Below are 11,831 nucleotides of genomic sequence, written 5' to 3' on the forward strand. Positions count from 1 at the left end.
TCACCAACTGCTACTGCTACTCTCTGCTGCCACTTGCTACACTACTCCCGTATGACCATACCCTCCCGCACCGCGTGTAGTTTCATTCAAACTATCCACCTGTTCCCAGTTTACCTTTTCGTGGCGGGCAACCACCATTTGGGCAACCCGGTCGCCAGTATTTATTTCAAACGGTTGGTCGCCGTAGTTTATCAATAGTACTTTTATTTCGCCGCGGTAATCCGCGTCAATTGTTCCCGGTGAGTTAACTATACCTATCCCGTGCTTAAAGGCGAGCCCGCTGCGCGGACGTATCTGCGCCTCAAAGCCTTCAGGCAATTCGATAAACAACCCTGTTGGGACTAACTTACGCTCCATTGGTTTAAGCACAATTTGCTCTTCCAGTTCGGCACGCAAATCCATCCCGGCAGCATGCAGCGTTTCGTAGGCCGGTAAGCTATTTTTCGATTTATTAATTATCCTTATGTTCATCGCCTGCTAAAAATAGCCTTTAATTCTTTTCCTTCTTTAAAATAGGCACCGGCTAAAAATATCACCAGCAACGCATTCCCTACAAATATATTACGTTTAAATACATAGAATGATAAATAAACGAACACCATTGAAATAATAATATAAACCAGGTTCTTTTTTACATTATATGGTATTGGGTAATTTTTTTGCCCCCAAACGTACGACATGATCATCATACAGGTATACGCCGCGAACGACACCCAGGCCGATGCCATATAGCTGTACGTTGGGATAAACAGGTAATTGAATACAATGGTAACAATAGCGCCTATGCCCGAAATATACAGGCCGTATTTTGTTTGGTCGGAAAGTTTATACCACACCGATAGGTTCATATAAATACCCAATGCCACATAGCCAAACAGCAGTGGCGGTACCACATCAAGCCCTACCCAATAATTGTGGTTATTTACATAGTATTTTAATATCTGGACATTAGCAACAATGCCAACAAACATTATGCAAATGGTGATGACAAAATAGTCCATTATACGGGCGTAGGTCTGGCCTGCGTTTTTATTTTTGGCATGGCTGAAAAAGAATGGCTCGGCCCCCAGCCTGAAAGCCTGTATAAAAATACTGAGGAATATGGATAGCTTGGCGCAGCCGGAGTATACCCCAACATCGTGTTCACTGTAGCTGGGGTCCAGCATTTTACCGAGTAACAGCTTGTCAAAATTTTCGTTTACAATGTAGCTCAGGTTGGCTACCAGTACAGGCCAGCTGTATAGCAGCATATTACTGAAAATGCTTCGGTCAAAATTAAACTGTATCCAGGCCAACTGCGGCGTCAGCATTAAAAACGTTACCCCGCTGGCTACCAGGTTCGAGATAAAAATATAGCCTACCCAGCCCCCATGGAACCAGCTTGCGCACCATTGTGCACCGGCCAAATGATTCCGTATAATGTAAGGTATAACAAAAATAAACACCAGGTTGAGCGTTACCATTACCACAATGTTTACAACTTTTACCAGTCCATATACCATTGGGCGTCCATCGGCACGCAGCTTGGCAAAAGGCAGTACGCAAAGGTTATCCAGCACCAATATCCCCAGGAAATATTTTATATACTGTTCATATTCGGCTTGCGAAGTATTTTTGCCAATCTTGATAAAACCGGCTATTTGATGCACGAATGGAAAGGTAAGCAAAAGGAACAACCCGGTAAGCAAGGCTACCGCCCAAAAACCATTGTTATAAACCTCGCGCTTTTTTTCAGGCATCTTGTTCATGTACCTGAAAAATGTGGTCTCCATACCGAACGACAGTATTGCATTGAAAATTGATGCGTAACTGAACATGGTAGTGAAAATGCCGTAAACGGCAGGATTGTAAGTGGTAGTGTAAAGCGGGGTGAGTACAGAGCTGAGCAGCCGCTGTACTATTGTAGTTAAACCATATAAGGCTGTTTGGCCTGCGAATTTTTTAGCGGTCGACAATGTTTGTATTAACGAAATTTGGTTTGAAAACTTATACCCGTATTGCTATTTTCTAACAACCTCAAAATTACGATAGTTTTTTAATTCGCCTTCATGGGTTTCAACATGATTTACTTCGGCATGCTCTGGGCCCTCATGGCACCACTCCAAAAACATCTCCATTGCAAATCTGTCGCCCTCGGCAGCCACAAAAACATCGCCGTTTGGTTCGTTTCTTACAAAGCCCTTAACCCCCAACTGATCTGCGACAGCCTTGGTTGCTGCCCGGTATGATACGCCTTGCACGTTGCCTTTTATTGTTATATCGAGGTGGGTCATTTTGTTGGAAATTGTTGAAATGTTGTAAAGTTGGAATGTTGCAATGTTAGGGAAATTTGCTTTCAAAACAAACCGGTCAAACGTTTCAACCTTACAACAATCGCCTCACCTTCGTCTCCGGCGTAATCTTATTCCCATCTAATCCTGTTATCAAATTAAGGCCGGGGGTTTTGCCTGGCTCAAGGGAGCCTTTTTCATCGTCGATACCAAGGTATTTGGCGCCGTTAAGCGTAGCCCATTGTATGAGCATCTGCGTACTTATAGCTTGGAATTTTTGCTGTATGGTGCGCATCTCGCTTAAAATACACAGCTTATTGTTTGATGCCAGGCTATCGGTACCCAAAGTAATATTATACCCCTGCCCGATGAATAACTCAATTTTAGGTAAAAAGCCCTCGATATAAAGATTGGCGTTAGGGCAAAAGCAGAAATGTATCTTGCGGTCGAACCGTTTGATGAAGTAAATATCTTTTAAATTGGTACAGGTATTATGTACCAACAAAACCTCCTGCTTGTTGGTTAGCAAGGGTAAAATCGATTGTATAGAATTACGCGCCTGCGGTTTAAAATGAGTAATATCCAGCCCAAAGTGTGCATACAAATCGTTAAACGTACCCAGTTTATACCTGTAAAATTTATTCTCGTCCTCGCACTCCTGGTTATGTATGCTGATAAGGTTATGCCCCGTATCGCTGTATTTCTGCAACAATTTAAACAGTTCTTTCGATACGGAATACGGTGCATGCGGCGTAATGGAGCAGGGCATCGGTTTAAACTCATTAAGCAACGCCAGGGCGTTATCAAACACCTCCTGCGCCCTGCCGGGCATAAAACCAAAGGTTTCAACAAAACTATGGTAGTATAGCTTGCTGCTTTCTTTTATGCCGATAGTGCTGTTGGTGTTCGAAATATCGCCTACGGCGACAATTCCGTTGTCGTACATTTCGGCGTCAGCTTTGGCGGCAGCCTCCAGTACCAGGTCACTATCAGCGCCCCTGTTTGTTTGAATATCGATAATAAAATTAACCAAGCCTGTGCGCTGTTTAACTTTGTCTCTTAGATGCGAGAGCTCGAGATGGCAATGTGTATTGACAAAACCAGGGCATATAATGCCGCTAACCTGTTCAACAGGCGAACTAAATGTTTCTGTCGACAAAGCGGGGTCGATAACCGAAATTATCTTACCAAAATCATCAACAGTAACTATTCCATTTTTAATTGGATCGGCACAAACAGGATAAACGTAATCGGCTTTAAAACTTTTCATTCAAGTATTAGTAACACTTCTCGTTGACAAATCCAATTAATATTAATTACATTAACTCCTAGTTATTGTTTTAATTATAATTGAATGTCATTCAAAATAAGATGATTTTTTTATTTAGTACCTTTGTATCGTGATTAATACAAAAGAGAAAATAGATATCCGCAGCCTAAGTCTCAATGCTTTGCAGGAACATTTCATCAAAATGGATGAAAAAGCGTTCAGGGCAAAACAGGTTTATGAGTGGCTTTGGAAAAAATCATGCTTTTCGTTCGACGAGATGAGTAATATTTCAAAAGAACTGCGTGTCAAACTGAACGACAATTTCACTATCAACAATGTTAAAATCCATAACTCACAGTTCAGCGCGGATAAAACTATAAAAAATTCTTTTATTTTACACGATACTCATTTAATTGAGGGTGTTTTAATCCCGACTCCCGGCCGCATGACTGCCTGTGTTTCGTCGCAGGTGGGCTGCAGTTTAACCTGCAAGTTCTGCGCTACCGGCTATATGGAACGCAAACGCAACCTCAACCCCGATGAAATTTACGACCAGGTTGTACTGATTGACCGCCAGGCGAAAGAAAACTACGGCATCCCGCTTTCAAACATTGTGTACATGGGCATGGGCGAGCCTTTGCTGAATTATAAGAATGTACTGGAGTCGGTTGAAAAGATAACATCAGAAGAAGGGTTAAATATGGCTGCCAAGCGGATTACCGTGTCAACCGCCGGCATCGCCAAGATGATAAAAAAATTGGGCGACGACCAGGTGAAGTTTAACCTGGCGCTGTCCTTACACGCTGCCAACGACGAAAAACGCAATACCATAATGCCGATAAACGAGCAAAACTCGTTAAAAGCATTAGCGGAGGCTTTAAAATATTACTACGCTAAAACCAAAAACCCGGTAACCTACGAGTATATTATTTTTGATGGTTTTAATGATAATATATCAGACGCTGCCGAGTTGGCGCAATTTTGTAAACACTTACCCTGTAAGGTAAATATTATAGAATACAACCCCATATCCATGGCCGCATTCATCAATGCCGGCGAAGATAAAGTTGAAGCATTTGCCGACTATCTGAAAAAGCAAGGCGTTAACGTTCACCTGCGCCGCAGCCGCGGCAAGGATATTGATGCAGCCTGCGGGCAATTGGCGATAAAGGACGAAGCCAAGGTATGATGTACGGATAGCACTCTCTATCACGTCATTGCGAGGAACGAAGCAACCTCTACACATGCTAATCAACGAAACGAAAAATTTGTGGCGACCTTTCAGCTGCATTTAGGTTCCCATAAACATATTGGTCCGCGAATGTCCTTCGTAGAGGTGGCTTCGTTCCTCGCCATGACGTCAGGGGTTAGTTAGTCACCCTTTTTCTCGGCTCTTGATTCTTGACTCTTGATTCTTTTTCTCCTAAATTGCCCCCATGAACCTGCAACGCAGCTACCTGGCCGATTTTGTTTCATTGTTATTCCCTGAGCTTTGCGCAGCCTGCCGCGAAAGCCTGGTGGCTAATGAACACTTGCTTTGTACCGATTGCCGTTTTAACCTACCTTACACCAACTTCCATTTGCAAGCTGATAATATTGTTGCCCGGCAGTTTTGGGGTAAAATAAATATTGAGGCGGCTTTTGCGCTTTTTTACTTTAATAAGGGCGGCAAAATTCAAAACATGCTGCACCAGCTTAAATACAATGGCCAGCAACAAATCGGTAACCTGCTGGGCAACATAGCCGGCGGGCAATTGGCGAAAAACGAAATATTTAACACCGTTGATTATATCATACCCGTGCCGCTGCACAAGAAACGCTTCAGGGAACGCGGCTATAACCAAAGCACCCGTTTTGCCGAAGGGCTTGCCGATAAATTAAATGCTGCGGTTGAGGAAGATAACCTGGTGCGCGTTAAATCTACCGAAACTCAAACCCATAAATCCCGCTTTGCCAGATTTGAGAATATGCAGGAAGTTTTTGTGATTATTAACCCGGAAAAACTAAAAGGCAAACATGTATTGCTTGTTGATGATGTGATAACAACCGGCTCCACACTCGAGGCCTGCGGCGAACAATTACTTAAAGTCGAAGGGCTAAAATTGAGTATTGCTACAATTGCTTACGCTGAGTAACCTTTGATTTCACCGATTGCAGAATGATTACACCGATTATCGAAGATTTAACGACCAGGACGATTTCCTGGAGGTCACTTCTTTTTGGTCTCTGTTCTTCGCATAGGCAAAAAAACTGCCAACTGCTACTGCAAACTGCCTACTAGACTTTCTGGTACGCGCTTAATTTTTCGAAAAGATTTTTTGGCTCGAATGGTTTCAGGATGTAATCGTTCATGCCGGCCTCGGAAATCTGGTCGCGTTCGCTGCTTAGCATCGATGCGGTAAGGGCAATAATGGGTAACTGCTGGAAATAAGCTCCCGGGGTAGCCCGGATTACTTGCGTAGCCTCAATCCCGCCCATCTCGGGCATATAAACATCCATTAACACAACATCATAGTTCTGGTTGGCGGTAACCTTCTCGACGGCCTGTAAGCCGTTTTCGGCAAAATCAGCATGGGCTCCCCAACGGGTAAGCACTTTGTTAATTAATAACCTGTTTATGTTGTTATCATCAACAACCAGCACATTAATATTTAATTCTGTTTCCACTTTGTAGAATTTTAGTAGGTATGAATTATGCCCCTTATACGTTGCGACATTAAAAAGGTTGTAAAATAGTCCAAAGTCGATAGTCTTAAGTCTATAGTCAAAATAAAACTTGATTTAGACTTAAGACTATCGACTCAAGACTTCAGACTTAATACTAATCTATTTCAGCATGTTTCGCCCGATACAGCGGATAATCATGCATCAGCTTGTGTACTTTTTTACGCACTTTTTTCAGGTTTTCCTCATTTTCCGGGTCGGTAATTACCTGGTCAATCAGCTCAACTATATCTTCCATTTGCTTTTCCTTCATTTCGCGGGTAGTAATAGCGGCAGTACCCACACGGATGCCTGAAGTAACAAACGGCGATTTATCATCAAATGGCACCATATTTTTATTTACGGTGATGTCGGCAGCAACCAAGGCATTCTCGGCAGCTTTACCTGTGATGTTTTTATTCCTAAGATCGATTAACAGCAAATGGTTGTCAGTACCGCCAGAGATTATTTCATAGCCACGGCTTACAAAAGCTTTTGCCATTGCCGCGCCGTTCTTTTTAACCTGAACGATGTATTTCATGTAATCCTCACTCAAAGCCTCACCAAATGCAATAGCTTTTGCAGCAATGATGTGCTCCAAAGGGCCACCTTGTGTTCCGGGAAAAACAGCCATGTCCAGCAACGCCGACATCATCCTGATCTCGCCCTTAGGCGTTTTTAAGCCCCATGGGTTTTCAAAATCTTTTCCCAGCAATATCATGCCGCCACGCGGGCCGCGCAGGGTTTTGTGGGTAGTTGTAGTAACAATATGGCAATGTGGCAGTGGGTCGTTTAATAAACCGCGGGCAATTAGGCCGGCAGGGTGCGATATATCGGCCAGCACCAATGCGCCAACTTCATCAGCCACTGCACGAATAAACTCATAATCCCAATCGCGTGAGTATGCAGACGCACCGCAGATAATCAGTTTTGGTTTTTGCTCCAACGCCACTTTTTTAAGCATATCGTAGTCAACCAAACCGGTTTCCTTTTTCACACCATAAAAATGCGGCTCATACAGCTTACCCGAAAAATTCACCGGCGAACCATGTGTTAAGTGGCCGCCATGCGACAAATCAAAGCCTAAAATTTTATCGCCCGGCTTTAGCACAGCCAGCATAACTGCGGCATTAGCTTGCGCACCTGAGTGAGGCTGAACGTTTGCCCATTCTGCGTTAAAAAGTTGTTTGGCTCTTTCAATAGCTATTGTTTCAATTTCGTCAACCACCTGGCAGCCGCCATAGTAGCGTTTGCCCGGCAGGCCTTCGGCATATTTATTGGTGGCCACAGAACCAGCGGCTTCCATAACCTGCCTGCTAACAAAATTTTCTGACGCAATGAGCTCTATGCCTTCTTCCTGGCGTTCCTGCTCCTCGTCCAATAGCTTAAAAATTAATTTGTCTCTTTTCATTGTGATTATTAAACGCTGCTAAGTTAGCTAAAAAATAAGTTTTGATTAAAGATTTGAGCGGTTAGCTAAAACATTTAATAGCTGCACAATTTAATTTGCTAATTAGGCACTTAAGGCAAATAAATTACTCTTATTTGAAATATTCACCCTTAAAATTTGATGTCATATTCATTTAACCACGTCCCAATTTATAACAGGCACAAGCTTAAATATGTGATATTTTAATAATACGGGGCTTGTAATCAGGCGCCCTTCGCCGAAATCCAGAAGTTGTTATAACCCAGCCCTACCTGTATATCAATTAATTCCTGCTGCAGCATCTCCAACACCGCCAAAAAATTGTAAACAAATTGCACCTTGTTTTCCGATTGGGCAGCAATGGCTTTAAAATCCATCATTTTGTTAATACGCAGCAAATCGCCGATTGCTTTTTTCTGCTGCTCAATAGTATATGGATATTGTACTACTGTATGGGTGACCTCCTCGCTCCGGTTAAGATATTTTTTCATCAACCGGCCATAAACCATCATCAGTTTATAAAGGTTCAACTCTGATAGTTCTTCGCCGGGTTGGGCTATAGCTTCGGTTTGCTCGATATCAAACTTTATGTTACCGCGTTTTTCCTGCATAAAGCGCCCGTCTTCCAGCGGGTGCAGCTCTTCGCATATTTCTTTAAACTTCTTGTACTCAATCAGCTTTCGGATCAGATCCTCTTTGGTATCAGTTTGGTTACCATCATCTTCTGCCTCATATCGCGGCAACAGCATTTTAGCCTTTATACGCATCAGGGTGGCCGCCACAATTATAAACTCGCTGGCCAGCTCCATATTGAGGCTGGTCATTTGGTGGATGTAGTTTAAAAAATCGTTGGTGATTTTTGCAATGGGGATGTCGTGGATTTCCAGCTCATCCCGCTCAATAAAAAACAACAGAAGGTCAAAAGGCCCCTCAAACTGGGGCAGCTTTATCTCAAAATTTTCTTCGGCTGTCATTGGTCCAAAAGTAGGTTAATTTTTAAGAGTTGTAAAGGCCGATTTACCTGCGGCGCAGCTTTGTGCCCCAATAAAGTGGCCCGTTGTAACAAAAATTTGCCAATTACAGTATAAGTGCGGGTTGTTCCAGAAATCCCAGATTTTTTTAACAACAGAAGACTGATAAATTATTGCATCACTTGAAACAAGACTACATGAAGTTAAATTATACCCGCATTATACTGACGGCAGCTGCAGTTGTATTTTTTTATACAGCCTGTAAAAAGTCGGAAACCAAGCCCGACGCCAAAACTTTGAGTGCCATCGATACTTCAAACACAAAAATAGCCTTCAACCTAATGCAGGGATTATCCGGAGCATACGGCGGCACTAATATTAACGACGGTATTAAGGCTGAGTCGAATATAACCAACGGACAGAACAACGGCGCAATAGTGTTTAAAAAAGTCCCATTATGTGGCTTCGCCATCGATACTACCTTTAACACTAAAACAAAATCGGCCGATACCAATAAAACCTTTTTCGGCAACTTTAAGTTTGTTTATACCTGCAGCACCGACAGGCCAGACGGCTATCGTACGCATGATAGCGTTGTCAGTGTGGCTGTTTCCCCACTGCTTAAAAATTCATTTACAGCTGCACAGGATTACACAGTTAAAGCGCTCGATACAACCTATAAACTTGTTTCAACCAACGGCTCAATACTTTCGATAACCGACAACGCCATTTACAAGGATGGTTTTTCAGTGGGCTACGATTATAATTACAACAGCTATACGCTGCATGGACTAAAAATTGATTTTACCAAAGGAAGTGCCGACATTATAACCGGAGTTGCTGAATTTAAAAGCACAACTAGTTACCTGCATCCCGGCGATAAACAAGTAACAGAAGTTAGCAATACAGGTACAATCACTTTTTTGGGAAACCACAAAGCCAGGCTACACCTCAACGAAAAAAATAAGTCATACTCGGTCAACCTGCTTACCGGAGGCGTTACCGCCATTTGATATAGTCCTAAGTCTTGAGTCGAAAGTCCAAAGTCATTGTAGTTTTTCACTTTGGACTTAGTACTTCAGACTAAAGACTTAACAATATTAACATCCCTCCGTCATTGTGCATTAATTATTCAAAAAGGTAGTATTTAATTTATAATAAATTGCCGTACTTTGTAGGTTAAACATTGTAAGGACTTAAATGCAGGTACCAGCAGGTAATTTACTACAAAAAATAAACACCCCTTCTGATTTAAAACAGCTAAAAGAGGATGAATTAAAGCAATTATGCCAGGAACTTCGCCAATATATTATTGACGTGGTTTCGGTAAACGGTGGACATTTTGCCGCCAGTTTAGGTGTTGTTGAACTAACCGTCGCGCTGCAATACATATTAAACACCCCCTACGACCAACTGGTTTGGGACGTTGGCCATCAGGCTTACGGTCACAAAATTTTAACAGGTCGCCGCGACCAGTTTCATACCAACCGCGTTCATGGCGGCATCAGCGGTTTCCCAAAACGATCTGAAAGCGAATACGATACTTTTGGCGTTGGGCACTCATCAACTTCAATTTCCGCGGCATTGGGCATGGCTGTTGCTTCGCACTACAAAGGTGAGACCGACAGGCAGCATGTAGCTGTAATCGGCGATGGATCTATGACAGCGGGGATGGCTTTTGAGGCTTTGAACCATGCAGGCATCGAAAACTCGAACTTGCTGGTGATATTGAATGATAACAATATGTCGATTGACCCTAACGTAGGGGCTTTGAAGGAATACTTAACTGATATTACTACATCAAAGCCTTATAACCGTTTCAGGGATGATATAGCTAATGTACTTGCCAAAATATCGGCCATAGGACCCGATGCTTTTAAAATTGCACAAAAGCTTGAAAAAAGCATTAAAGGCACCTTACTTAAAAAGAGCAACTTTTTCGAGGCGCTTAAATTCAGGTATTTTGGACCTATTGACGGACACGATGTAGAGCACCTGGTAAAAGTATTGCGCGATTTGCGCGACATTCCGGGCCCCAAGCTGTTACATTGTGTTACAGTAAAAGGCAAAGGCTACGCTCTGGCCGAAAAGGATCAAACCAAATGGCATGCGCCCGGCTTATTTGACAAGATAACCGGCGAAATAAAGAAATCAAAATCAGACAAACCACAGCCACCAAAATACCAGGACGTATTTGGACGCACCATTATAGAGCTTGCTGAGCAGAATCCTAAAATAATGGGCATAACCCCGGCAATGCCATCCGGCTGTTCATTAAACCTGATGATGAAAGCCATGCCTAACCGCGCGTTCGACGTTGGCATTGCTGAGCAGCATGCCGTAACGTTTTCGGCGGGTTTGGCATCACAAGGTTTGATCCCATTTTGTAATATTTACTCCAGTTTTATGCAGCGTGCATACGACCAGGTAATACACGATGTGGCCATACAAAAACTTAACGTGGTATTTTGCCTGGACAGAGCCGGTTTAGCCGGCGCCGACGGACCAACTCACCACGGCGCTTACGACCTTGCTTTTATGCGCTGTATACCGAACATGACGGTTTCGGCACCTATGAACGAGGAAGAACTGCGTAACCTGATGTTTACTGCCCAGCAGGACGACATGGGACCGTTTGTTATCCGTTACCCTCGCGGCAACGGTGTTATGGTTGACTGGCAACGCCCGATGAAGGCCATAAAGGTCGGTAAAGGGCGCAAGGTATGCGATGGCGAAGAAATTGCTGTATTGACCATAGGTGCAATAGGTAATGAGGCTGTTAAAGCAATAGCTGAATTAAATACAGAAGGCTTTTACCCCGCACATTACGACTTGCGTTTTGTAAAACCGCTTGACGAAGCTCTGCTGCACGAAGTTTTTCAAAAATTCGATAAAGTAATAACCGTTGAGGACGGCTGCCTTGAAGGCGGCATGGGCAGTGCAGTGCTTGAATTTATGGCCGACAATAACTATAAGGCCCAGGTAGTCCGTTTAGGTATACCTGACCAAATTATTGAGCATGGTGAACAACCAGAGCTATGGGCCGAATGCGGCTACGATGCCCAGGGTATTGCTACGCAGGTTAAAAAGTTAGGTATCAAGCAGAATAAGCATATAATAGCTTCTTAATCAAGTCTTAAGTCAGTAGTCTTGAGTCGATAGTCTTAAGTCAAAGTCAGTTCGGACTT

At 43.1% G+C, this 11,831-nt stretch carries 11 protein-coding genes; 4 read left to right on the top strand and 7 right to left on the bottom strand.

The genetic code is table 11. The features are described from left to right. Window positions 1-36: 36 nt before the first annotated feature. The 4 genes from dut to NAF19_RS04670 form a co-directional block, all read right to left on the bottom strand. The gene (gene dut, locus NAF19_RS04655; RefSeq protein ID WP_252788648.1) at window positions 37-471 is read right to left on the bottom strand and encodes a dUTP diphosphatase; all 435 of its coding nucleotides are present in this window, start codon (window positions 469-471) and stop codon (window positions 37-39) included. After that, on the bottom strand, window positions 468-1,955 hold the full coding sequence (locus NAF19_RS04660) for an oligosaccharide flippase family protein (protein WP_252788649.1): 1,488 nt from the start codon (window positions 1,953-1,955) through the stop codon (window positions 468-470). Before NAF19_RS04660 ends, dut begins: the two co-directional genes overlap by 4 nt. 45 nt (window positions 1,956-2,000) lie before the next feature. After that, window positions 2,001-2,273 carry an acylphosphatase gene (locus NAF19_RS04665; RefSeq protein ID WP_252788650.1) on the bottom strand — a complete coding sequence of 91 codons (273 nt, stop codon included), beginning with the start codon at window positions 2,271-2,273 and terminating at the stop codon, window positions 2,001-2,003. A gap of 91 nt (window positions 2,274-2,364) precedes the next feature. Then, entirely contained in the window at window positions 2,365-3,540 is a 1,176-nt protein-coding gene (locus NAF19_RS04670) for an amidohydrolase family protein (protein ID WP_252788651.1), read from the bottom strand. A gap of 133 nt (window positions 3,541-3,673) precedes the next feature. Between NAF19_RS04670 and rlmN the strand changes: the two genes are divergently transcribed. After that, a complete protein-coding gene (gene rlmN, locus NAF19_RS04675; RefSeq protein WP_252789282.1) occupies window positions 3,674-4,729 on the top strand; it encodes a dual-specificity RNA methyltransferase RlmN in 1,056 nt (351 codons plus the stop codon). A gap of 247 nt (window positions 4,730-4,976) precedes the next feature. After that, window positions 4,977-5,675 (top strand): ComF family protein, encoded by a 699-nt coding sequence (locus NAF19_RS04680; protein ID WP_252788652.1) that lies wholly within the window; start codon window positions 4,977-4,979, stop codon window positions 5,673-5,675. Window positions 5,676-5,817: 142 nt separating this feature from the next. Here the strand turns inward: NAF19_RS04680 and NAF19_RS04685 are convergent, their stop codons facing one another. The 3 genes from NAF19_RS04685 to NAF19_RS04695 all read right to left on the bottom strand — a co-directional run bounded on the left by NAF19_RS04685 (window position 5,818) and on the right by NAF19_RS04695 (window position 8,646). Further along, window positions 5,818-6,207, bottom strand: a complete 390-nt coding sequence (locus NAF19_RS04685; protein WP_252788653.1) for a response regulator — start codon at window positions 6,205-6,207, stop codon at window positions 5,818-5,820. Window positions 6,208-6,361: 154 nt separating this feature from the next. Continuing rightward, window positions 6,362-7,654 (bottom strand): serine hydroxymethyltransferase, encoded by a 1,293-nt coding sequence (gene glyA / locus NAF19_RS04690; protein ID WP_252788654.1) that lies wholly within the window; start codon window positions 7,652-7,654, stop codon window positions 6,362-6,364. A 242-nt stretch (window positions 7,655-7,896) separates the two neighbouring features. Continuing rightward, the gene (locus tag NAF19_RS04695) at window positions 7,897-8,646 is read right to left on the bottom strand and encodes a segregation and condensation protein A (RefSeq protein ID WP_252788655.1); all 750 of its coding nucleotides are present in this window, start codon (window positions 8,644-8,646) and stop codon (window positions 7,897-7,899) included. Window positions 8,647-8,840: 194 nt separating this feature from the next. Here NAF19_RS04695 and NAF19_RS04700 point away from each other — a divergent pair, with 194 nt between their 5' ends. Continuing rightward, window positions 8,841-9,656, top strand: coding sequence for a hypothetical protein (locus NAF19_RS04700; RefSeq protein WP_252788656.1), 816 nt, complete (start codon window positions 8,841-8,843; stop codon window positions 9,654-9,656). 187 nt (window positions 9,657-9,843) lie between these two features. Beyond that, on the top strand, window positions 9,844-11,772 hold the full coding sequence (dxs, locus tag NAF19_RS04705; protein WP_252788657.1) for a 1-deoxy-D-xylulose-5-phosphate synthase: 1,929 nt from the start codon (window positions 9,844-9,846) through the stop codon (window positions 11,770-11,772). Window positions 11,773-11,831 lie beyond the last annotated feature (59 nt).

It is taken from the genome of Mucilaginibacter flavidus, assembly GCF_024055575.1.
Taxonomy (GTDB): Bacteria; Bacteroidota; Bacteroidia; order Sphingobacteriales; family Sphingobacteriaceae; genus Mucilaginibacter; species Mucilaginibacter flavidus.

Excerpts from the sequence above, each read along its gene's own strand:
- dut (WP_252788648.1), bottom strand. The coding sequence starts at position 471 with ATGAACATAAGGATAATTAATAAATCGAAAAATAGCTTACCGGCCTAC.
- NAF19_RS04665 (WP_252788650.1), bottom strand. The coding sequence starts at position 2,273 with ATGACCCACCTCGATATAACAATAAAAGGCAACGTGCAAGGCGTATCA.
- NAF19_RS04670 (WP_252788651.1), bottom strand. The coding sequence starts at position 3,540 with ATGAAAAGTTTTAAAGCCGATTACGTTTATCCTGTTTGTGCCGATCCA.
- NAF19_RS04680 (WP_252788652.1), top strand. The coding sequence starts at position 4,977 with ATGAACCTGCAACGCAGCTACCTGGCCGATTTTGTTTCATTGTTATTC.
- glyA (WP_252788654.1), bottom strand. The coding sequence starts at position 7,654 with ATGAAAAGAGACAAATTAATTTTTAAGCTATTGGACGAGGAGCAGGAA.
- NAF19_RS04695 (WP_252788655.1), bottom strand. The coding sequence starts at position 8,646 with ATGACAGCCGAAGAAAATTTTGAGATAAAGCTGCCCCAGTTTGAGGGG.
- NAF19_RS04700 (WP_252788656.1), top strand. The coding sequence starts at position 8,841 with ATGAAGTTAAATTATACCCGCATTATACTGACGGCAGCTGCAGTTGTA.
- dxs (WP_252788657.1), top strand. The coding sequence starts at position 9,844 with ATGCAGGTACCAGCAGGTAATTTACTACAAAAAATAAACACCCCTTCT.